This window comes from Acinetobacter portensis, assembly GCF_009372215.1.
GTDB lineage: Bacteria > Pseudomonadota > Gammaproteobacteria > Pseudomonadales > Moraxellaceae > Acinetobacter > Acinetobacter portensis.
This window is the reverse complement of record NZ_LWRV01000002.1, coordinates 77,522-100,924: the sequence shown is the minus strand read 5'-3', so window position 1 is coordinate 100,924 and position 23,403 is coordinate 77,522. Positions and strand designations below refer to the sequence as shown.

Annotated in this window: 24 protein-coding genes; 3 read left to right on the top strand and 21 right to left on the bottom strand. The window is 39.6% G+C overall.

Translation table 11 applies throughout. The features are described from left to right. Positions 1-11 precede the first annotated feature (11 nt). On the bottom strand, positions 12-164 hold the full coding sequence (locus tag A6M14_RS14050) for a hypothetical protein (protein ID WP_171500217.1): 153 nt from the start codon (positions 162-164) through the stop codon (positions 12-14). Then, positions 154-381: a hypothetical protein gene (locus A6M14_RS00505; protein WP_152872820.1), complete on the bottom strand. Its 228-nt coding sequence runs from the start codon at positions 379-381 to the stop codon at positions 154-156. Before A6M14_RS00505 ends, A6M14_RS14050 begins: the two co-directional genes overlap by 11 nt. Before the next feature lie 206 nt (positions 382-587). Between A6M14_RS00505 and A6M14_RS00500 the strand changes: the two genes are divergently transcribed. After that, positions 588-1,010, top strand: coding sequence for a hypothetical protein (locus tag A6M14_RS00500; RefSeq protein WP_152872819.1), 423 nt, complete (start codon positions 588-590; stop codon positions 1,008-1,010). Positions 1,011-1,131: 121 nt separating this feature from the next. Here the strand turns inward: A6M14_RS00500 and A6M14_RS00495 are convergent, their stop codons facing one another. Continuing rightward, entirely contained in the window at positions 1,132-1,893 is a 762-nt protein-coding gene (locus tag A6M14_RS00495) for a ferredoxin--NADP reductase (RefSeq protein WP_152872818.1), read from the bottom strand. An 84-nt stretch (positions 1,894-1,977) separates the two neighbouring features. Here A6M14_RS00495 and gigC point away from each other — a divergent pair, with 84 nt between their 5' ends. After that, entirely contained in the window at positions 1,978-2,856 is an 879-nt protein-coding gene (gigC, locus tag A6M14_RS00490; protein ID WP_152872817.1) for a LysR family transcriptional regulator GigC, read from the top strand. Positions 2,857-3,151: 295 nt separating this feature from the next. On the opposite strand, the gene A6M14_RS14300 is transcribed toward gigC, so the two are convergent. The 16 genes from A6M14_RS14300 to ndhC all read right to left on the bottom strand — a co-directional run bounded on the left by A6M14_RS14300 (position 3,152) and on the right by ndhC (position 20,133). After that, complete coding sequence (locus A6M14_RS14300; protein ID WP_152872816.1) at positions 3,152-3,841, bottom strand: cold shock domain-containing protein; 690 nt, start codon at positions 3,839-3,841, stop codon at positions 3,152-3,154. A 105-nt stretch (positions 3,842-3,946) separates the two neighbouring features. Continuing rightward, on the bottom strand, positions 3,947-4,240 hold the full coding sequence (locus tag A6M14_RS00480) for a cold shock domain-containing protein (protein WP_152872815.1): 294 nt from the start codon (positions 4,238-4,240) through the stop codon (positions 3,947-3,949). Positions 4,241-4,322: 82 nt separating this feature from the next. Continuing rightward, on the bottom strand, positions 4,323-4,958 hold the full coding sequence (gene upp, locus A6M14_RS00475; protein ID WP_163121031.1) for a uracil phosphoribosyltransferase: 636 nt from the start codon (positions 4,956-4,958) through the stop codon (positions 4,323-4,325). A 120-nt stretch (positions 4,959-5,078) separates the two neighbouring features. Continuing rightward, entirely contained in the window at positions 5,079-6,572 is a 1,494-nt protein-coding gene (nuoN, locus tag A6M14_RS00470; protein WP_152872814.1) for an NADH-quinone oxidoreductase subunit NuoN, read from the bottom strand. 3 nt (positions 6,573-6,575) lie between these two features. Further along, positions 6,576-8,183 (bottom strand): NADH-quinone oxidoreductase subunit M, encoded by a 1,608-nt coding sequence (nuoM, locus tag A6M14_RS00465; protein WP_188110828.1) that lies wholly within the window; start codon positions 8,181-8,183, stop codon positions 6,576-6,578. A 7-nt stretch (positions 8,184-8,190) separates the two neighbouring features. Beyond that, positions 8,191-10,080 carry an NADH-quinone oxidoreductase subunit L gene (gene nuoL / locus A6M14_RS00460; protein ID WP_152872812.1) on the bottom strand — a complete coding sequence of 630 codons (1,890 nt, stop codon included), beginning with the start codon at positions 10,078-10,080 and terminating at the stop codon, positions 8,191-8,193. Continuing rightward, the gene (gene nuoK / locus A6M14_RS00455; RefSeq protein WP_005007970.1) at positions 10,077-10,385 is read right to left on the bottom strand and encodes an NADH-quinone oxidoreductase subunit NuoK; all 309 of its coding nucleotides are present in this window, start codon (positions 10,383-10,385) and stop codon (positions 10,077-10,079) included. Before nuoK ends, nuoL begins: the two co-directional genes overlap by 4 nt. Continuing rightward, entirely contained in the window at positions 10,385-10,903 is a 519-nt protein-coding gene (gene nuoJ, locus A6M14_RS00450; protein ID WP_171500219.1) for an NADH-quinone oxidoreductase subunit J, read from the bottom strand. The genes nuoK and nuoJ overlap by 1 nt, the downstream gene beginning before the upstream one ends. Then, on the bottom strand, positions 10,903-11,445 hold the full coding sequence (gene nuoI, locus A6M14_RS00445; protein ID WP_152872810.1) for an NADH-quinone oxidoreductase subunit NuoI: 543 nt from the start codon (positions 11,443-11,445) through the stop codon (positions 10,903-10,905). The genes nuoJ and nuoI overlap by 1 nt, the downstream gene beginning before the upstream one ends. Before the next feature lie 18 nt (positions 11,446-11,463). Continuing rightward, the gene (gene nuoH, locus A6M14_RS00440) at positions 11,464-12,480 is read right to left on the bottom strand and encodes an NADH-quinone oxidoreductase subunit NuoH (protein WP_152872809.1); all 1,017 of its coding nucleotides are present in this window, start codon (positions 12,478-12,480) and stop codon (positions 11,464-11,466) included. A 3-nt stretch (positions 12,481-12,483) separates the two neighbouring features. Next, the gene (gene nuoG, locus A6M14_RS00435) at positions 12,484-15,165 is read right to left on the bottom strand and encodes an NADH-quinone oxidoreductase subunit NuoG (RefSeq protein WP_152872808.1); all 2,682 of its coding nucleotides are present in this window, start codon (positions 15,163-15,165) and stop codon (positions 12,484-12,486) included. Between the two features lie 11 nt (positions 15,166-15,176). Next, on the bottom strand, positions 15,177-16,505 hold the full coding sequence (gene nuoF, locus A6M14_RS00430) for an NADH-quinone oxidoreductase subunit NuoF (protein WP_152872807.1): 1,329 nt from the start codon (positions 16,503-16,505) through the stop codon (positions 15,177-15,179). Then, positions 16,502-17,011 (bottom strand): NADH-quinone oxidoreductase subunit NuoE, encoded by a 510-nt coding sequence (gene nuoE, locus A6M14_RS00425; RefSeq protein ID WP_152872806.1) that lies wholly within the window; start codon positions 17,009-17,011, stop codon positions 16,502-16,504. The genes nuoF and nuoE overlap by 4 nt, the downstream gene beginning before the upstream one ends. 14 nt (positions 17,012-17,025) lie before the next feature. Then, positions 17,026-18,813, bottom strand: coding sequence for an NADH-quinone oxidoreductase subunit C/D (gene nuoC / locus A6M14_RS00420; protein ID WP_152872805.1), 1,788 nt, complete (start codon positions 18,811-18,813; stop codon positions 17,026-17,028). Between the two features lie 86 nt (positions 18,814-18,899). Continuing rightward, positions 18,900-19,577 (bottom strand): NuoB/complex I 20 kDa subunit family protein, encoded by a 678-nt coding sequence (locus A6M14_RS00415; RefSeq protein WP_152872804.1) that lies wholly within the window; start codon positions 19,575-19,577, stop codon positions 18,900-18,902. A 7-nt stretch (positions 19,578-19,584) separates the two neighbouring features. Beyond that, positions 19,585-20,133 (bottom strand): NADH-quinone oxidoreductase subunit A, encoded by a 549-nt coding sequence (gene ndhC / locus A6M14_RS00410; protein WP_152872803.1) that lies wholly within the window; start codon positions 20,131-20,133, stop codon positions 19,585-19,587. A 476-nt stretch (positions 20,134-20,609) separates the two neighbouring features. Here ndhC and A6M14_RS00405 point away from each other — a divergent pair, with 476 nt between their 5' ends. After that, on the top strand, positions 20,610-20,966 hold the full coding sequence (locus A6M14_RS00405; protein WP_152872802.1) for a hypothetical protein: 357 nt from the start codon (positions 20,610-20,612) through the stop codon (positions 20,964-20,966). Between the two features lie 89 nt (positions 20,967-21,055). Here A6M14_RS00405 and A6M14_RS00400 read toward each other — a convergent pair whose 3' ends face one another. Continuing rightward, complete coding sequence (locus tag A6M14_RS00400) at positions 21,056-21,964, bottom strand: farnesyl diphosphate synthase (RefSeq protein ID WP_188110825.1); 909 nt, start codon at positions 21,962-21,964, stop codon at positions 21,056-21,058. A 208-nt stretch (positions 21,965-22,172) separates the two neighbouring features. After that, positions 22,173-23,363: a 2-methylaconitate cis-trans isomerase PrpF gene (gene prpF / locus A6M14_RS00395; RefSeq protein ID WP_152872801.1), complete on the bottom strand. Its 1,191-nt coding sequence runs from the start codon at positions 23,361-23,363 to the stop codon at positions 22,173-22,175. Positions 23,364-23,403: the final 40 nt, after the last annotated feature.

The following is a 23,403-nucleotide window of genomic DNA, read 5'->3' as shown; positions in this document are numbered from 1 at the left end:
CCTTTTTTAGATCACTCTAAATAATCGGTTTGAAATAAACGTACGTTTTTCCCAAATTCTACACGTGCAATGGTTTTATCCATTTTTTCTACAGCTTCTACAATATGTACAGGCTGTTTTTTTTGATTTGTAACATTTTCATTTTTAAATAAATTATTCATCATTTTTAAAATCTCCATCGTTAAATTCCTTGTCAAAATTTCTATTTTGATCATCTTTTTCAATCTTTTTTTCATTGACTGTTTTCTGTATTTCATTCGATTTATCTTGTTTCTCTGCAAAAACAAATTTATATGCACTTGCAAGTAATCCGACTGTGATTCCTGCAATGGCAATAGGTGCGAAATAATTATTTGTTTTTTTCTTGGTGTTCTTTGTCATGTTCCCTTCCTTGAATTATTTTTATCGACTTATTTTGTATAATAAATACACTGCCATAATTTCAATGATATTTATATATTTTTGCTTAAATATTTTTCATCTTTTAGTTTCATTCAAATGCAGAATAGATCGCTCAATAGATATGTGCCTGTTAAGCTTAAATTTGAGTTATACTATGCGCCCAATTTATGCACTTTAAGAGTTATATGGCGTATCGTCAGCAAAGTGTAACGCTTGATCTAGACACTGACGTCACACATCAATGTTCCTTGCACTACACTCGTGACCAACATCTTATTGGTATCATTGAGTTTAATAAGCCTTCTTTTGTTCTTAAATGGGGCGACTTAGAATATTTTCGTCGTCGTACAGAAGAACTTTCGGTGATGCCATTCCCCGAATGTATTAATGCAATGGTCATCGACATTCGTAATATTGTGTCGTTTCTAGATAATGAAGTACCTATTATTCCTTGGCGATTGCTTGAGGAAGAGTGTCCTATCCGCTTGGTCGTTCCTTATGATCGCTTAGAACATTATATGGGGATCTTTGAACCAACATGGTTAACGACGGATGTCGAAACTGCAATTCATGAACTTCGTGAGTTTATGGATATGTTCGTTCATTAAAATATGTATTCAATAAAAAACCTCCAAAATGGAGGTTTTTTTGTGCCTTCTGCTCCCCCCTTTTAAAAAGGGAAGTTGGGAGGGATTTACCCTCTCCCGAAGGGAGATGGAGTAAAGGACGTTACCAATAATTCTCTACAGCAATATTTCCTTCACCACGACGGTTCATCGTTAAACCACGTGCTTTTAATGCTTCTTTTGTATCTTCAACCATTTGTGGATTACCACAAAGCATAATATGTGTAGTTTTAGGGTTTAACTCTAATCCAACAGCTTTTTCTAATTCACCATTTTTAATCAGAACAGGCAAACGATCATGCAATGGCGCTTCTGGGTCACGGGTAATAATTGGCGTGAATTTAAAACCTGTATGCCCTTCACCAAATGTTTCAGCAATTTCTTGAATACGATCTGCATAAGCCAATTCAGATGCTGTTCTTACGCTATAAACCAAATGAATATTTTTATAATTTGACCATGTTTCAAAATCTTGAAGCATAGAAATAAAGGGTGCTAAACCCGTTCCTGTTCCCAATAACCATAAATCTTTTGGCAAAGGTAATTGATAACGAGCAAGGGTTAAATAACCATATGGAATCTTTTCTAAATAAAGCTCATCGCCCACTTTTAAATGTTGTAAGTTCGATGTAAAAGCACCATCAGGTACGACAATTGAAAAGAATTCTAGAGTTTCATCAAATGGGGAAGATACAACTGAATACGCTCGAACCACCAATTCATCTCCCACTTTTAAACCAATACGCGCAAATTGACCTGCTGTAAATTTAAAATGAGATGGACGCGTCATGGTAAAACTAAAGAGTGTATTGGTCCAACGATGTACAGATAAAACTTTTTCTAGACTAAATTTCTCAATTGACATGATTTGTACGTGGCATGAAAGACTAAGCTCATGTTAGCATGGCGTTATAATTTGTGAATAACTTTATATGTTAAGGCTCAACCCATGCGCATGACATTACGCCAATTGGCTGTTTTTGTAGCAGTCGCTCAGGAAGGTACGGTAACTAAAGCAAGCGATGCCGTTAAGCTCACCCAAAGTGCTGCAAGTATGGCTTTAGCAGATCTAGAAGATGGCTTAGGTGCTCCTCTCTTCGACCGTTTAGGTAAAAGACTGCAACTCAATGACTTAGGTCGTTTCCTACTTCCTCAAGCACTCGAAATTTTAGGTCGTTGCGATTCCTTTGAACAAGCTGCAAAAGGCGAACTTCAAAGTATAGATTTACGACTTGGTGCAACGCTCACCATCAGCGACTATTTGATGCCTGATCTTATGGCTGACTTTTTAAAAGTTCAGCCTCAAGCTCACTTACAACTTCAAGTTGGTAATACGCGTCAAATGATTGAAGCTGTAAATCAATTTCAACTCGATTTAGCGCTCATCGAAGGCTCATGTCATCTACCACAATTACAGTGTATTCATTGGCGTGATGATGAGTTAGCAGTATGTTGCTCACCAGATCATCCTCTTGCGAAATTAAATCGTGCTTTAACAATCAATGATTTTAAAGATGTCGAATGGATATTACGTGAAGAAGGTTCAGGTACGCGTGAAGTCTTTGATAATGCTATTCTGAAAGATGTACCAGATGCCAATATTCGTTTAACCCTTGGGCATAACGAAGCTATTTTGAAAATTGTAGCAGGTGGTTTAGGTATGTCATGTATTTCTAAACTTGCCATTGAACCTTTACTTGAAAAAGAACATTTAGTTATTTTAGATACGCCATTTTGGCAGCTAGCTCGTCCATTATTTATGCTCGTGCATCGTCAAAAGTATCAAGGTCCTGGTTTAAAAGCATTTATGAAATTTTGCGATAAATAAGTAAGTTACGCATAATAAAAAAAGCGCCTAAAGGCGCTTTTTTTATTAAACTTCTTTCATAAATCGAAAAATAATCACTCATCATTATTTAACCTACAAAGTAAAAGTTCCTTCTCCCTCTAGGATTAGAAATATATTCCACAAGAAGATGAGGGAATTTTTGCATAAAAACCTCTCCCTAACCCTCTCCTATTAAGAGAGGGAACTTCCATTGTGAGTTTATTGGTGCTCAAAAATTAACTTATAAAAAAACTCTATTAATTAACTTCAGATATATAACCAAGAAATCTTAAATTCAACGCCCAAATTGACGTTCGCAAGGAACCCCATCATGGTTTCCATCCATTTTTACATTTGGACAATTTCTTAAAAAGTATACCGCTTCTTCATAAGAATGCATTTGTGAACAATGTTGGCGACCATCACAGCTAAATGACTGATTCACGTCAGCTGTATTTTGTCTGTCACTGTAAATTGTCTGAACTCTTCGTTCTTCTTTTTGAGGCAACGGCACAACATCAGGTAAACTTCCTAAACTTTCTTTAATTTTTTCTGTTGCTTTAAGCTGAATTTCTTTGAAATATTCAAATTTTGATTGCTGGCTCGCTTGGTAAAACTGATATTTTTCATACACTTTAAAACCTAATACAGCAATAATAGCTAAACCAACTATTGTAATTACTTTACCCCAATAACCTTTAGACTCTTTGGGTTCTCTTGCTCTATATTGATGATATTCTTGATGCATTACATTCATTGCAACTTGATTCGAATCGCTAAAATCTACTCGAACAATATTATCAGCTTTAAACTTTCCACTATCGTCGACAATTCGAAACTTCAAAGTTTCACCAATTTCAGGTGGAGTATTTTTATTTGGAAAGTCTTTTATATGAAAGAATACATCTTTCTTCTCCCCATCAATTTGAATAAAACCAAAGCCTCTATCGGCATTATAAGTCTTAACTTTCCCCTCAGAAAACATAAATCCCCCTATTTTTATAGTTTATTATTCTAATAAAAAAAGAGACATAAATGCCTCTTTTTTTATATTTATTATCTATCTAAATATACTTCAATAACGTCAGTATTATTTACGGAAGTTTGATAATAACGATGTTGTAATCGACTTATTGTGGGTCACAACCTTTGTTTTTTTCGCTTTCGCAGACTTATCTTCAACGCGCTCTATACGCACAGCTTTAAACTTATCGCCATTTTCCACAGCTAAAAATTTTACGCGTTCATTACGTTTAGGTTCGCCTTCTGCCACAGGGAAATCTGAAATATGGAAAAATACGTCACCATCTGTTGTTCCAATAAATCCAAAACCTTTTGCAGGATCGTACTGTTTAATTTTACCCTGCAATAATTCATCTTTCATGATGCTACCCTATTCTAGAAATGCTATTTGTACAGTATATAAAAAAGAGGCTGTAGAAGCCTCTTTTTTGTTCAAATCAAAATTAATCTTTTTGAACTGAACCAAAAATTTTGTCGCCTGCATCGCCAAGACCAGGAACAATATAACCACTTTCGTTTAAGCCATCATCAATAGATGCTGTAAACATAACAACGTCAGGATGTGCTGCTTCAACACGTTTAATACCTTCAGGCGCTGCAACCAAAACCATAACGCGAATATCTTTACAGCCACTTGCTTTTAATACATCAATTGCAGCAACTAAAGATGAACCTGTTGCAAGCATTGGATCAATAATCATTGCAATACGGTTTTGTACATCTGGTACTAATTTTTTGTAATAAGTACGTGCTTCTAAAGTTTCTTCATCACGTTCTAAACCAAGTACAGAAACTTTTGCACTTGGAATTAGATTTAAGAAACCATCTAACATGCCAATACCCGCACGTAAAATTGGCACAACTGTAATTTTTTTACCCGCGATACGCTGAGTTGTTACTTTTCCAGCCCAACCATCAATTTCATGGTCACATACAGGTAAATCTTTAGTCGCTTCATAAGTCAGCAACATCGTTACTTCTTGAGCAAGCTCACGGAAGTTTTTAGTACTAATCTCAGCGCGACGGAGTAAACCAAGTTTATGTCGAATTAATGGATGTTGAATTTCATGGATAGCCACGGGAGAACACCTAAAAGGGTAAATAAATTTTCACCATTATAAATGCATTTTGCATTTTGAAAAAATAAAAAAGCCCCCAATTTGGAGGCTTTTTTAAATTACGTCGATCTTTTATCTAGATTAACGTGAACTCATCATCATATGTAGCGGAGAAAGAATCTCAGATTGTACAGCCAAGCTAATAATTGGATCTGGATAAACACCAATCACCAATACAGCTAAAGCAGCTAACAATACCATGATACCACCCACTTTTTGACCCCAATGATCTACAGCGTCGATACGTGGATTCTCTGGTGGAGTCATGTACATTACGATAATTACACGTAAGTAGTAGTACAAACCAATACCCGAACCCACAACGATCATTGCAGCAAGGAACCAATGTTGAGCTGTTACAGCAGCCATTACCACTAAGAACTTACCAATAAAGCCCGCAGTTAATGGAATACCCGCAAGAGATAACATCATCACTGTTAATACGGCAGTTAATACTGGACGACGCCAGAATAAACCACGGTACTCAGCCAGACTCTCTGCTTCATCTGTATTGTTATATGGGCTAGACATAAGCGCTACTGCACCAAATGCACCAATTGTCGTTAATACATAAGTAATAACATAAACAGATACATTACCAAGGCTAGCGAACGTTAAGCTAATTAAACCAATTAACAAATAACCAAAATGAGCAATTGAAGAGTAAGCCAAAATACGTTTTAAGTTCACTTGACGAACTGCAAGGAAGTTACCTACAAGAATAGATAACACAGCAATAACAGTTAAAGTTGTTACTACCGATTGAATTGCAATTGCACCTGAAGAAAGTAAATAACGTACAAACAAACCAATGGTTGCAACTTTCGCAGCTGTTGCTAAGAATGTTGCGATTGGCGCTGGCGCACCTGCATAAACATCTGGTGTCCATTTATGAAATGGCGCAAGAGATAATTTAAATGCTACGGCAAAGATAATGAATGCAATACCAATCAACACAAGCGGTTGATCTAAGCTTTGCAACAATGTTTGAACAGAATCATAGAATGATAATGAACCTGTGTAAGCGTAGATATACGCCATACCCATTAATAACATTGCAGATGCAGTCGCTGAAAGTACAAGATACTTCACACCTGCTTCTAAAGATTTAGAACGCTGATGCGTATATGCCAATAAGCCATATACAGGAATCGACATCAACTCAAGGCTGATAAAGAAAGAAGCATAATGTGAACTTGCAACCATTAACATTGCGCCCGTAACCGAACCCAACATTAAAATATATAATTCTTCGCGGTTGTCTTTATATGACTCAATATAAGCATGAGACAAAGTACAACAAGCAAGAGATGCAATCAAAATAATTAACTGATAAAGCATGGTAAATGGATCAACCATAAACATGCCCATCACGCTTGATGGTACAAAATTACCACCAAACATTGTGATTAAAATTAAGATTACAGCAAGGTTTAAACCAACCACTGAAGCTGTCGCAATTAAATTATGATTACGTTTAATTGCGGTGAGAATCATCACGACAACCATAGTCAACGCTACGATCATCACAGGAGCCAATGGCATAAGCTCAGAAAACGACATTGTGAAGTTCATGACTTATTGGATCCCCACATTTTCAGGTTGAATAGTTGCTTGTTGAACAACTTCAACGACTTCTTGAACTGGGATGTAGCTATGAGCCAACCACGCCATACTTGAATTAGAAATATCAAGGAATGATTGTGGATATAGACCAAGCCATACAAGACCAAGAGCACATACTAGAAGAATAACAACTTCACGCGCATTTAAGTCTTTTAACGGACTTGCATAATGTTGTTTTTGCTCTTCATTTGGCGTACCAAATAATGTTTTGTGAATCAGGATTAAACCGTATAAACCTGCAAACACTAAACTTACAGCAGCAATAATTGTGAATGCTGGGAATTTACCGAATGAACCCATCAGAATCAGGAATTCACCAATAAAGTTACCCAAACCTGGAATACCCACAAGCGCAGCAACGAAGAACATTAAGAAAAATGGTAAATATTGGAATTGACCACGAATACCACCCATCAAACGTAAATCACGTGTATGTAAACGTTCATACACTTGACCACACATAATGAACAATGCAGCAGATGACAAGCCATGTGCCAACATCATGATCATTAAGCCTTGGAATGTCAGGATGTTACCTGCATAAATTGCAAGTAATACGAAGCCCATGTGCGAAATAGATGTGTACGCAAGTAAGCGTTTCATATCTGTTTGCTGGAATGCACACCAAGCACCGTAGAAAATACCAATTAAACCTAAAATAATCGCAATATCTGCAAATTGTGCAGAAGCCGCTGGGAAGAATGGAATAACAAAACGTAGTAAACCATAAGCAGCAGTCTTAATTAAGATACCTGCAAGGTCGACAGAACCTGCTGTAGGCGCTTGAGCATGTGCATCTGGTAACCAACCGTGTAATGGGAAAACTGGAAGTTTTACCGCAAAACCGATGAATAAACAGATCATTAAGCCATAAGCAAATGCAGGATATGAAGCTTCTAATTGGTGAGCAGCAAGTAATAAATCATTATAAGCAAAGCTAATTTGACCTGTTACCGCAATCGCATTAAAGATCACAAGACCTAAAATACCAATGAGCATGATTAAACCAGCAACTTGCGTGTAAATGAAGAACTTAGTTGCAGCATAAACGCGTGACTTACCATCTGCCCCTTTATGACCCCAAAGTGCGATCAAGAAGTAGATAGGTACTAGCATCATCTCCCAGAAGAAGAAGAACAAGAACAAGTCAATTGCTAAGAATACGCCAATTACACCACCTAAAGACCATAAAAGGTTTAAGTGGAAGAAGCCAACATTCTTCTGAATTTCACCCCATGAACAGCCAACTGCAAGTACACCCAGTAATGCAGTTAAGCCAACCATAAGAAGTGATAAACCATCCACCGCTAAGTGAATGTTAATCCCTAAAGATCTAATCCATTCAAGATGGAATTCTGCTGCCCATACTGGTGTTGACTGTAAAGAATAGTCATATCCACCCTGAGCCCAAAGCACAACAGTAAGCCCTAAAGTAACAAGCATACCAATAAGTGCGATGTAACGTGGTAAGTGTTGGTCAACCTTATCGACTAACCAACATGCAAAACCTGCAATGAACGGTACAAGGATCAGTGCGGGTAAAATCCAATTGTTTGTGATTTCCATCTTATTTCCCCACAACCTGAGTCACGATCAAAATCATCAATAACACAATAATGCCCAAAGCCATGCTTGATGCGTAATCGCGTAATGAACCTGTTTGACGTGAACTTGTAAAGCTATGACCACCTTTCACAATAGCAGGTAGAACTAACCACAAGCTATCAATTGGGTCACGACCTAGAATCTTCGCAATAAACAAGTATGGTTTTACAAATACTAGGTTATACAGCGCATCGAAACCAAGTGCGTTACGACAGATATTTACAAGACCAGCACCAAAACAAGTTGTTGCAAATGATTTAACCGCTTTGTAAGCAAAAGCAAACAACACGACACCAATCACAAGACCTACAAGTGCAATACCTACCGCTGTGTATTCAGCAGAATGCATACCATGTTCAAGTGCTTCAGGCACATTGAATGCAGGAATACGCGCTGCGTTTAGAATACCTTCTACAGGTGCTTTTAATGCTGCACCTACAAAAGTTGAAAGCACTGCAAGAATACCTAAAGGTAACCAGTAAGATGCACCTTTAATTGCGTGGTAAGGCGTGTTTTCTTTACCAAAGAATACAACCCAAATTAAACGGAATGTATAAATTGATGTTAAGAACGCACCAGCAACACCTGTCCAATACAAGCAATCATAAATTGCAATTGATTGACCCTGAACCCAAACTGCACCAAGGATTGCATCTTTAGAGAAGAAACCTACAGTTAAGAATGGAATTGCAGCTAAGGCACCGCCACCAATCGCGAAACATGCAAATAGGAATTTGTTATGTTTAAACAAGCCACCCATTTTGAAGATGTTTTGTTCGTGATGGTAAGCAAGAATCACAGCACCAGAAGAAAGGAACAATAACGCTTTAAAGAAGGCATGTGCCAACATGTGGAACAGACCAGCTTGGTAAGCTTCAGCACCCACAGCCATAAACATGTAGCCCAACTGACTCATTGTTGAGTAAGCCAAAATACGTTTGATGTCTGTTTGAACCAATGCAGCAAAACCAGCAACAATCAATGTCACCGCACCTGTAATTGAGATAAACACCATCACTTCAGGTGCTTGTTCAAATACAGAGAACATACGGCAGCATAGGTAAATACCCGCTGTCACCATTGTTGCAGCATGGATCAATGCAGAAACAGGTGTAGGACCTGCCATTGCATCTGCTAACCAAGTTTGCAATGGAATTTGCGCAGATTTACCTGCAGCACCCAAGAACAACATTAAAGCTGTCCAAATTGCAATTGAAGAACTCTGAGCCAAAACTGTTGGCGCAGCAGCTACAACTTCTGCAATGTGTAATGTGCCGAATTGTTGGTAAATCAAGAACAGTGCGATCAGTAAAAATACATCACCAATACGCGTTACTGTAAATGCTTTAATTGCTGCAAAACCATTTGCTGGTGTTTGGTAGTAGTAACCAATGAGCAAGTATGAGCAAAGACCAACGCCTTCCCAACCTAAGAATAACAATGCTAAGTTGTCGCCTAAAACAAGAAGCAACATGCTTGTTACGAATAAGTTGAAATAAGAGAAGAAACGCGCGAAATCTTCTTCACCACGCATATACCATGATGCAAAGATATGAATTAAGAAACCCACACCTGTGATCATGCCCATCATCAATAATGATAGACCATCTAAATGTAAGCTAAATGCTGGAGAAAAACCGCCAACATTAAACCAAGTCCAAAGATGTTGAGTTGTTGCAACCGATCCGTTATTAACGAAATCGAAACCTGCAATTAATGCAAATAAAGCTGAAAGTCCAACAGAACCTACACCAATAATTGCCGCAACATTTTCAGGAAGCTTTGTACGTCCTGCCGCTAAAAGGATAAAACCAATGAGCGGAAACAATACTGTTAAATATAAATAACTCATCCGCGCATCTCACTAGCAGCATCCACATCCAAATGATGGAAGCGATGGTAAAACTGAAGCACGATCGCAAGACCGATACACGCCTCTGCCGCAGCAAGCGTTAAGATCAAGATGAACATGATTTGGCCATCTGGTTGTGCCCATGCACTACCTGCCAATACAAACGCTAAAGCAGCAGCGTTCATCATGATTTCAAGGCTCATTAAAATAAATAATAGGTTGCGTCGAACCATTACACCGTAAAAACCAAGTGCAAAAAGAATGGTCGCAACGATCAAACCATGTTCTAAAGGGATGTTGCCCATTATTCTTTTTCCTCTTCAGCACTTGGTTCACGTTTACCAATGTGGAATGCTGCAACAAGTGCTGCGAGCAATAACATTGCGGCTACTTCAACCAATAATAAATAGTGAGTAAAGAGTGCTTGACCAACTACTTTAGGACCTACAATTTCTTGTCCCATAAGCGCCACACTGTGCGTGTAATCTGATCCAAGCATCCAAACAAGCAATAAGCCCATTAAGAAACTCATTAATGCTGGATATGCCCATGCAGATGATGTTAACCATTTGCTTTCTTGTTCAACTGTATGTTCACCAAGATTTAGCATCATTACAACGAACACGAATAACACCATGATCGCGCCAGCATAAACAATAATTTCAAGCGCACCAGCGAATGGCGCACCAACGATCATGAACATACCTGCAACAGCAAGTAATGACACGATCAAGCTTAATAAAGCGTGTACAGGGTTCGTGTTTGTTACAACACGAACTGTAGAGACAATGGCCACAAGTGCCATCAAATAAAATGGCCACATCATGGTAATAGACTCCGTACATCAACTGGCGCACTTTCACGTTGCGCTTGACCTTTATCTTTACCTGCAACTGCCATACCTGTTACACGGTAGAAATTATAGTCAGGATATTTACCAGGACCTGAGATAAGTAAGTTTTCTTTCTCATATACAAGGTCTTGACGCACATACTCACCTAACTCGAAATCAGGTGTCATTTGAATTGCAGTCGTTGGACATGCTTCTTCACACATACCGCAGAAAATACAACGTGAGAAGTTGATACGGAAGAATTCCGGATACCAACGACCATCTTCTTTTTCTGCTTTTTGTAGTGAAATACAACCTACTGGGCAGGCAACCGCACATAGGTTACAAGCAACACAGCGCTCTTCACCATCTGGGTCACGAGTTAACACGATACGACCACGGAAACGTGGTGGCACGATGTCTTCGGCTTTCACTTCCGGATATAAAATGGTGTCACGTTTACGTGTCACGTGTGAGAAAACCATCCACAGTGAACGTATAATTGACCCAAATCCAGCTAGAAACTTAAACATTTTATTCTCCCTGCTGTCTTAGGCCTGATTCATCAGAATCACAGCACCAGTCACCAAAAGGTTCACCAATGCCAATGGCAAGCAAATTTTCCAACCAAAATTCATTACTTGGTCATAACGTGGACGCATTAATGAACCACGCGCCAATACAAACATCATTACAAAGAATGCTGTTTTAATAATGAACCAGAATGCAGCTGGAAGGAATGGAATATCTAAGTTGAATGGCGCTAACCAACCACCAAAGAACAAAGTCACGATAAGTGCTGAAATAAGTACAACGTTTACGTATTCCGCAACGAAGAACATACCCCACTTCATACCGCCATACTCGACGTGGTAACCCTCTGCCAATTCTTGTTCAGCTTCTGGTTGGTCAAATGGATGACGATGCGTTACCGCAACACCCGCAACCACGAAAATTAAGAAACCTAAGAATTGTGGAATAACAAACCAAACATCTTTCTGTGCTTCTACAATTTCACGCATGTTAAATGAGCCAGCAATTGCCACCACACCCATGAGGGAAATACCCAAGAACACTTCATAAGAAATAGTTTGAGCTGCAGAACGTAAACCACCCAATAACGCATATTTGTTATTTGATGACCAACCACCGAAAAGTACTGCATATACTGCAATACCTGCCATTGCCATAAAGAACAATAAGCCAATGCTCATGTCTGCAACACCTAAATAAGGTGAAACAGGAATAACCATGAACGATAGCACCGCAGTTGCCATCGCAACTGCTGGAGCCATACGGAATGTTAATTTGTCAGCGAATTTTGGTGTCCAGTCTTCTTTGAACATGATTTTAAGCATGTCGGCAACAATCTGGAACATACCACCTGGACCTACACGGTTCGGACCATAACGGTCTTGCCATAAGCCAAGTAAACGACGTTCAATAAAAGACATCAAAGCTGCAATCAAAACCACAACAAGTAAGATCACAATCGCTTGAATGACTGAATAGGCAATTGGCCAATTTTCAGCCCACATCGGCGTTTGACGGATTAATTCTTGTTCCATGAATTACACTCCTACCGCGACTGAAACAGGCTCTGCAAGTGATACCGTTGGTGCTAAACCAATTGGGTAACCAATATAACCTGTTGGTAAGTATTCAATTACGAGTACAGGAAGAACAATTGAAGTTTCCCCTGCTTTAACCGTAATTGTTTGACCATCTTGAACATTCAAGCGTGCAGCATCTTGTTCGCCTACTGCAAATACCGCTTCAGGAATACGCGATTCCATTGCAGGTGTTTTCACAGTAAATTCACCAGAACCAAAGATATGATGCATAGGTACAAGACGGAAGCTTTCAGCATTCACAAGTACAGGTGCTGGAGCAACGAAAGTACGCGCAGGACGCTTCGCTAAACGATCAAACAGACGAATACCAGAATCACCACCTTTTAATGAACCACCCACTTTATCTTGGAATTTATTCCAAGCTTGCGGAGAATTCCAACCTGCAGACCATGCAAATGGTACAAGTGGAGATGGCGTTTGATTACCTACATAACCTTCCATAGAGAATGTTAATGCAGAATCTTTATCTGTAGGTTGTTTCGGCTCATGAATAGACAATGGTGCACGCATAGACGTACGACCTGAGTAACGACGTGGTTCACGCGCAACTTTAAGACCATGAACACGGAAGCCTGCATCTGGCGCTACATCTTGAATTGCTTCTAAAGCAGGTACGTTTTTCGCAACTGATTCAATCACATCATCAAGAACACTCCAAGAGATTGCTTGACCTTTTACGCCTGTTTCTAAAGCGTGTAACCAGCGCCAAGATTCTTTAATTGCAAGTTCTGGTTTGTAGTAGCTTGGGTCATACACTTGGTAAAAACGTTGTGCACGGCCTTCTTGAGATACAACAGTACCATCACCTTCAGCGAAGCTTGCAGCAGAAAGAACCACAGAGGCTTTCTTAACAGTTTCAGTTTCAGCATGATCAAGAACAATCACATCTTTCACTTTCGCTAAAGCAGCATCAACTTGTTTTGCAGGTAAACGACGGTAAAGGTCATTTTCAACCACAATGATTGCATCGTAATCTTGTGCAAAAGCTTGTTCTAAGCTTTGACCACCTAAAATTGCCAAGCCCATTGAGTTCACTTCAGGAACAGTCAATGTCAGACCTGCATTACCAAGGTTCTGTGCAACTTGTGCAGCAGCTTCCATGATTGCAGCATCTTGTAAGCTAGTACCCGAGATGATCAGTGGCTTTTTCGCAGCTTTTAAAGTATCAGCAATAGTTTGAGCAAATGCTTTCGCATCATCATCTAAACCAAGAATGCTTTCGCCTTTCACGCCTGCAGCAATTGCAAAACCTAAACGCGCGATATCGTTTGGAGAAGCAACAACTTCGCCTGTCGCAACATCAGCTAAACGTGTTTGCGTTGCAGCTAGAATGTAGATTGGAGATTTCGCATCTTGTGCAATACGTTGAACAGGTTCAGCCAACCATTCTTGAGTACGACGCTCAGCTGCCATCTCTTTGCCTTTATTTTTCGCAGCTTGGCGAACAGATAAAGCCATACGAGGCGCAGTTTGAGTTAAGTCTTCACCCAAAATCAACACAGCATCGTAGCTTTCAATTTCACGCATATTCGGGTTATAAACACCCTCTGTTTGCATGATTGAAGCCGCTAATTCAACAAGGCTTTGTTCTTTTTGAGACAAACCTGTTGAATAATTTTCTTGACCCACCAATTCACGAAGCGCGAAGTTAGATTCAAGAGATGCACGTGGTGAACCAATACCCAATACTTTTTTGCCTTGGATATTTTCAATTACTGTATCAAGTGCTTTGTCTACAGAAACTGTAGTTACGTTATCACCTGAACGGAATTGTGGTTGACGTGGACGATCAGCGTTATTCACATAACCTGTACCGAAACGACCTTTATCACATAGGAAGTATTGGTTTACTTCACCGTTGAAACGGTTTTCTACACGACGCAATTCGCCATAACGCTCACCCGGAGAAATATTACAACCTGAAGAACAGCCTTGGCATACGCTTGGCGCATACTGCATGTCCCATTTACGGTTATAACGCTCAGAATGCGTTTTATCAGTGAATACACCTGTTGGACATACTTCAGTCAAGTTACCTGAGAATTCAGATTCCAAAGTACCTGATTCAGGACGACCGAAGTAAACACGTGATGCACTTGCATACACACCAAAGTCTGTACCACCAGCATAATCTTTGTAGTAACGAACACAACGGTAACATGCGATACAACGGTTCATTTCGTGAGAAATGAATGAGCCTAGCTCTTGGTTATAATGCGTACGTTTTGTGAAACGGTAACGACGACGATCATGCTGTGTCATCACAGTCATATCTTGTAAATGACAATGACCACCTTCTTCACACACTGGACAGTCGTGTGGGTGATTCGTCATTAAGAATTCAACGATTGAAGCACGGAATGTCTTTGCTTCGTTGTCTTCAATAGAAATATAGGTATTGTCAGACGCAGGCGTCATACATGACATAACCAAGCGACCACGGGTATCTTCCGGATTCGCATATTGGGTCACAGCACATTGACGGCAAGAACCGACAGAACCTAAGGATGGATGCCAACAAAAGTACGGAATATCAATACCCAAAGATAAACATGCTTGTAGCAAGTTCTCTGAACCATCGACTTCATACGATTTGCCATCGACATGAATTGTAGCCATAGTCGAATTCCTTAAGCTTGTTCTACGTTGCTAATTTGAGCAGCAGCATCAACTACTTTTGCTTCAAATTCGCCACGGAAATGTTTGAGTGCGCCCATAAGCGGTTCCATCGCACCAGGTGCGTGAGCACAGAAAGTTTTACCAATCCAAAGCTTACGAGTAAGTTCTTGTAAGTGATCGATATCTTCTTTCTTACCTGTACCATCTTCAAGTGCTTTAAGCGCTTTAACAGCCCAAGGTAAACCATCACGACATGGTGTACAGAAACCACAAGATTCACGTGCAAAGAATTCTTCTAAGTTACGTGTTGCAGAAACCATACATTGAGTTTGGTCAACAACCATCAACAAGCACGTACCTAAACGTGAACCTGCTTTCATGATGCTTTCAGCATCCATAGGCAAGTCAATGTGTTCAGCAGCCAAGAAGTCTGTAGATGCACCACCTGGTAACCATGCTTTCAGCGTTAAGCCATCACGCATACCACCAGCATGATCTTCGATCACTTCGCGAGCAGTTGTACCAAATGGAAGTTCCCATAAACCAGGGAATTTCACTTTACCTGAAGCACCGTAAATTTTCGTACCTGGATCTTTCGACTTACCTTCAGATAAACCGATATACCATTCAGGACCACGAAGCATGATTGCTGGTAAGTTGTTGTAGGTCTCTACGTTGTTGACAATTGTAGGACGACCCCAAGCACCTGCAACTTGCGGGAATGGTGGTTTAGTACGAGGGTTTGCACGACGACCTTCAAGCGAGTTAATCAATGCAGTTTCTTCACCACAAATATAACGACCCGCACCCGTATGTACGTGTAAATCGAAGTTCCAACCTGTACCTAGGATGTTTTCACCTAAGTAACCTTTCGCACGAACTTGCTCTAATGCTTCATTTAAGTATTGAGCAGCTTCAATGTATTCACCACGGATGAAGATATAACCTTGTGTTGCTTCAAGCGTATAGCCTGCAATCAACATACCTTCGATCAATTGATGTGGAAGTTTTTCCATCAACAAACGGTCTTTGAAAGTACCTGGTTCCATTTCATCGGCATTACAGATGAGGTAACGAGGGCCACCATCATTTGGCGCCATCAATGACCACTTAATCCCTGCTGGGAAACCTGCACCACCACGGCCTTTTACAGTTGCAGCTTTAATGACATCTAACACTTCAGCAGGTTTCATACCTAATGCTTTTTTAAAGCCTGCATAACCTTCAAGTGTTTCGTAATCATCTGCACTGCGCACGTTTTCCTGTTTGCTCAAACGCCATGTTAGCGGATGAGTTTCTGGGTTGCCGTCGCCATAAATTGGTTTTGGTTCAGTATTCATACATACTTCTCCAATAACTGTTTAACTGAAGACACTTCCACTAAACCGTGAGTATCTTCATTAATCATTAAGGTTGGACCTTTATCGCAGTTACCCAAACAGCAAATTGGCAAAATAGTGAAACGACCATCAGCTGTCGTTTGACCAAATTGAATACCTAATTCACGTTGGAAAGCTTCTGCTAAAGTTTCCGCGCCCATTAAGAAGCATGCAATTGAATCACATAATAAAATTACGTTGCGACCTACAGGTTGGCGATAAATACGATTATAGAAAGTAGCAACACCTTCTAAATCTGCAACTGTCATACTTAACATTTGAGCAATTGCATTCATTTGCGCATCATCTACCCAACCATTACGGCGTTGTACACACTTCAATGCATCTAAACATGCAGCGCGTGGATACGGATAGTGACCAATGTGATGTTCAATTTCATGAATTTCTTCCGAAGTTAAAATTCCTTCAACCGTCACACGTGGTTTTTTATCTGTCAAAATCATCATAATGCGTTTACCCCTTAGCGATCCACGTCAGCCATTACGACGTCAATTGTCGCTAAATAAATGATCAAGTCAGACATTAAGCTGCCGTTAATCACAGAAGGCATTTGCTGTAAATGCGTGAAAGTTGGTGTACGAATACGAGTACGGTAACTCATCGTTGACTTATCTGAAGTCAAGTAGTAGTTAGACGCACCTTTTACCACTTCAGCCATTACAGATGCTTCACCAGCAGGCATTACAGGACCCCAAGATACGCTCAAGAAGTGCGTAATTAGCGTCTCAATATCTTGTAATGTTTTATCTTTTGGTGGCGGAACAGCCAATGGATGATCTGCTTTATATGCACCAGAAGGCATGTTGTCTAAACATTGCTTCACGATTTTCAATGATTCTTCAATTTCTCGGAAGTGAACCATGACACGTGCATAAGCATCGCCTTCATACTCTAATGGCACATCGAAGTCGTAGTTTTCGTAACCGCTATACGGACGATATTTACGAACGTCGAAATCGATACCTGTTGCACGTAAGCCTGTACCAGTCACACCCCAAGCCAATGCAGATTTCGCATCATACTGAGCAACGTTACGCGTACGACCAACAAACACTGAGTTTTTCAATGCTGCTGTGTAGTATTCGTTCATACGCTTCGGCATCCAATCTAGGATTTCGCGAATGAGATGTTGCCAGTTGTTTGGAAGGTCATGCGCTGTACCGCCAATACGGAACCACGCTGGGTGCATACGGTAACCTGTGATTGCTTCAATCGCATCATAGATTTTTTGACGATCTGCAAACATATAGAATACAGGGGTCATACCACCCGCATCTTGAATCGCTGTACCAATAAACAATAAGTGGTTATTAATACGGAACAATTCAGACATCATGACACGGATACATTGTGCACGGTCAGGAACTGTAATTCCTGCCATTTGCTCCACACCCATTACATAAGGCATGTTCTGTGCACAGCCACCTAGGTAATCGACACGGTCTGTATACGGAATGAATGAATGCCAAGTTTGACGTTCAGCCATCTTTTCCACACCACGGTGGTGATAACCGATATCAGGCACACAGTCTTTCACTTCTTCGCCATCTAACTGCAAAATAATACGGAATGCACCGTGCGCAGATGGATGGTTAGGACCCAAGTTCAAGAACATGAAATCTTCATCATCATTTCCACGTTTTAGCCCCCAATCTTCAGGTACAAAACGTAAATGTTCTTGTTCGAAATCTTGTTTCGCTTGGTTTTGCATGTACGGCGTATATTCAGTCGCACGTGCAGAATATTCTTTACGAAGTGGGTGACCTTCCCAATATGTAGGTAACAAAATACGACGGAGCATTGGATGCCCTTCGAAATTGATCCCGAACATATCGTAAGCTTCACGCTCGTACCAGTTGGCATTTGGCCAAATGTTCGTTGCCGTAGGAAGATTTACATCATTCTCAGACAAAGCAACTTTAATACGAATATCACTATTTCGCTCTAACGATAACAAGTGATAGAACACTGTAAAGTCAGATGCAGGCAAACCGTCACGATGGGTACGTAAACGCTCATCTGTAGCAGATAAGTCGAACAACATCACGTAAGGACGTTCGACTTTGCGCAAGAACATTAAAACGTCTTGTACACGTGCGCGCTCAACCCAGACCGTTGGAAAATCTTCAAAAGTCGTTTGCACATAGAAGTTCTCACCAAATTTGGTTTTGAGCTCTTCTACAATTGCAAATGCAGGGCGTGAATCAACAGGCGTTGACTCTGGCATAGCAATTTCAGTTTCAGCCATTGGCTTGGCTTCCTATTTAATACAAATTCAGTCAACTTAAACGACAACTACACCCATTCGGGTGCATCAAAAATTTGTCACTTAAATTATTTAATTTCATCCATCGAGCGTAAGTTTTTCACTGCAATACGCTGTGCATTCTTACGATCACGTTCTGGCTGCATCTTTGGCTTATACACTGGCTTAAGATCATCACCAATCACCGCTGAAAGTGGACGGCGCTCGAGTTGAATTTGGTCTTGTAGCAACATTAATGCTTGAATTAATGCTTCAGGACGTGGCGGGCAACCCGGCACATAAACGTCGACAGGAATAATTTTGTCCACGCCTTGTACAACCGAGTAAATGTCGTACATACCGCCTGAGTTTGCACATGCACCCATTGAGATAACCCATTTAGGCTCAAGCATTTGCTCGTACAAACGTTGAATTACAGGTGCCATCTTAACAAAGCAAGTCCCTGCAACAATCATCAAGTCTGCTTGACGTGGCGAAGCACGAATTACTTCGGCACCGAAACGTGACAAGTCATGCACGCCTGTTAAAGTCGTTGCATACTCTACGTAGCAGCAAGATGTACCAAAGTTAAACGGCCAAACTGAGTTTTTACGACCCCAGTTTACTGCTGTATGTGCTAAATCCTCTAAACGAGTCATAAACACATTTTTATTCACTTCATCTTCAAGCGGATCTGTAACGATTTGACGCTCTTGAAGTGGATATTGATCAGCATCCGGATTCGCACGGGTTAAGGTGTATTTCATCCCGTATTTACTCCTTGTCAGATGATGCAGTCGGTGTTTTTGGTTTCACACGACCAGAAGATTGCGCTGGAATTTGACCTGTAGGGTCCATAACCAACTCTTCAATTGAGTTAAAGCGCGTAATTTCAGCTATATCCATATTTGGAGAACCGATTTTAGGTTTAATCCCTGCTGCTTTACGCTTATCTGAAGGTGCCCAATTAAGTGCTCCTGTTGATAGCTCATAAACCAAACCAACGAGTAAAACTAAAATAAATACAGCAGCTGTAGCAAAACCAACCCATCCTACTTCACGAACTGAAGCAGCCCATGCGTATAGATAAAGAGCCTCTAAGTCGAAGACAACAAAGAAAATTGCCACTAAATAAAATTTAGCGGACAAGCGAATACGTGCGCCACCGGCACCTACAACACCCGACTCGAATTGTTCTTGCTTAGCTCGCCCCCACGACTTACCCCCAAGGAGTAACGGGACAGTGAGCATAAAAGCGCATAAAAATGTAACGCCGATCACGAAGGCAATAATTGCCCATTCGTATGGAGTAATGGCACTCATGCGGGGATAACTCCTGGCAGGCCTATTTATTAACAAAGAATGTATGTATTGGCCTTCAAATACACCAAACACAAAATTAATCCTTCCAATTGTACCTGATTGATGATGTATCTTGCTAGTTTATAAGCCCTAGTCTTTTGGATGATTTTTTCATCATTTTCGATATTTTTTACATTTTAAGCACACAACTCAGGATTTAATCGTTTTAGGCCATCAAAAAAATAAAATGTAAAAATTTAATCAACATAAAAAACATAATAATTTAATCGAATATTTACCCATAAATGATTATTAATCTCATAAAAATTAATTTATCTATTTGTTTTATTGTATTTTTCCCCCAAATTAACATTTATGTAATTATTTGTTTTTGTAAAAAATTTGAAAAACAATACATAAAGCTATTTAAATATTCTCTTTAAGTGTGCTATTTCTATGTTATCCAATCAAAAATTAAACAATAAGGGCGCAAATATATGAATTTAGATATTACTCATAAACCCAATTATTTCTTATACGCACAACTTATTATTCGCCATGTTGAGAACTACATCAGTAAGCACCCAGATGCTGAAAATGCTATTTTTGATTTACGTGACATCTATGAATTATTTCGCCATGACAAAGCGTCTGCAACCACAAATTTAGATGGCATTCTCAACATTGCCGATGAATACAAAGTGGAAACACTGAATGGTGATAAAAAACTCATTAGCAAATATTCAATTAATGTTGCAAACAACTCACTACTCATTGACTTTGATGCTGATGCACTACAAGCCATCAAAAATGGGAAAAAAATTATTGTTCCTGATGCAACCATTACAGAATAGTTTTTAAAAACTAAAAAAAAGCGTGCCTTTATTGCACGCTTTTTTTATTTCATTCTTTACTAAAGAAAAATTGCTTCTAATTTTAAAAGCTATTTTTTACGGTGAAGTAAAAACTGAGAAATTAAAACCAATTCTTCAGCAGAACCACCAAAATATTCTAAAGTTAAAAATGCCTGATCATGTAATTCTTGTGCATACTCAATAGCTTTATCTAAGCCCATTAATGCAGGATAGGTCGATTTCTCTACCAACTCATCTTTACCTGCTGTTTTACCCAAAACTTCCGTTTCAGCAGTAATATCCAAAATATCATCTTGAACTTGAAATGCTAAACCAATGGCTTGTGCATATTCGCGTAATTTAGGAATTGCAACATCCACCCCATCAAAAATAGCAACCGCAGACATCATGACAGCCGCAGAAATAAGTGCACCTGTTTTATTACGATGAATATTTTCCAATGCTTCTTGATCAACACGCTTGCCTTCTGCCTGCAAATCTAAAACTTGACCACATACCATTTTTGATGAAGCTGTCGCTAAAATTTGCATTTGTTTCAAGACAATTGAAGCATCGACCGCAGCACCCTGATCAAACAAACGACTTCCTAAAATTTCAAATGCCATCGATTGAAGAATATCTCCCGCTAAAAGTGCAGTATCTTCACCAAAAGCGACGTGACAAGTCGGTTGACCACGACGCAATAAGTCATTATCCATACAAGGCAAATCATCATGTGCTAACGAATAACAATGAATAAGCTCAATCGCAACTGCGGCACGACGTACTGCCGCATAATTTAAGTTCGGCTTTATAGATGCTGTTGCATATGCCAATGCAGGTCTAACACGCTTACCACCCAACATAACCGCATGATGCACCGCGCCTTTTAAAGGTTCAGGAATCGCAAATGCATCTAAAGCGGTCAACAAATCTTGTTGAATACGCTGTTGCGCTGCGGAAAGTACATTATTTTGTATGTCTGCTGATGATGACACGTGAGCCTCTATAATTTTATAAATTCCAAATTAAAATTAGCCATTTAAAGATGGTCAATTTAACTGTTGGCTATTGTACATATAAATAGATATTCATACTTTTTTTTTGATGTATAAACCCACATCAACTTTTATTATTTTTATATAAGTAAAATAAACAAAAACACCTCTAATTATAGAGGCGTTTTATCCATCAGCTGAAGATTAATTATCTCAAATGATCAGCAGGAATTCGCACCCAACCTTCCATCAAAATTCGAGCACTGCGACTCATTACTGCTTTTTTCACTACCCATTGACCATTTTCTTTTAATGCTTGCGCACCAACACGCAAAGTCCCCGATGGATGACCAAAACGCACAGCTTCGCGCTCGCCACCTCCTGCCGCCAAATTCACCAATGTTCCCGGAATTGCAGCCGCCGTACCTATAGCAACAGCAGCAGTCCCCATCATGGCATGATGAAGTTTTCCCATAGAAAGTGCGCGAACCAATAAATCGGTGTCTTGCTCTGAAATGAGTTTACCACTTGAAGATGTATATGCTTTCGATGATGCTACAAATGCAATTTTAGGTGTATGTTGACGATTTACTGCTTCGGAAATATCTTGAATTAACCCCATCTGCTTTGCACCATAGGCACGAATGGTTTCAAATTTTTCTAAAATTTTAGCATCACCGTTAATTACATCTTGTAACTCAGTACCATCAAAACCAAGCTCTTCTGCATTTAAGAATATAGTAGGGATACCCGCATTTATAAATGTCGCCTGATATGTTCCAACATTTGGCACATCTAAAGTATCGACAACATTTCCCGTTGGAAACATTGCCCCTCCATCTTCACCATCATCTGCAGGGTCTAAAAATTCAATTTGAACTTCCGCTGCAGGAAATGTCACTCCATCAAGTTCAAAATTTCCTGTTTCCTGAACTTGCCCCTGCGTAATCGGCACGTGTGCAATAATGGTTTTTTCAATATTCTTTTGCCAAATACGAACAGTGCAAATCCCATTTTCAGGAATTCTGTCTAAATCTACCAAGCCATTATTGATAGCAAAAGCACCAACTGCCGCAGTTAGATTGCCACAATTTCCACTCCAATCTACAAAAGGCTTATCTATTGCAACCTGCCCAAACAGATAATCCACATCATGATTTAGCTGTAAACTTTTAGATAAAATAACCGTTTTACTTGTACTTGACGTTGCCCCACCCATTCCATCTATTTGTTTTCCATACGGATCTGGGCTTCCAATTACACGAAGTAAAATTTGATCTCTTATTTTTCCTGCAACTTGAGCTTCTTGAGGTAAATCATCTAATTTAAAAAATACACCTTTACTTGTACCACCACGCATATAAGTTGCTTGAATTTTAACTTGTGCTGCAAAGCTCATTTAGACATCCCTTTGTCTTTATATTTACAATATTTTCTAA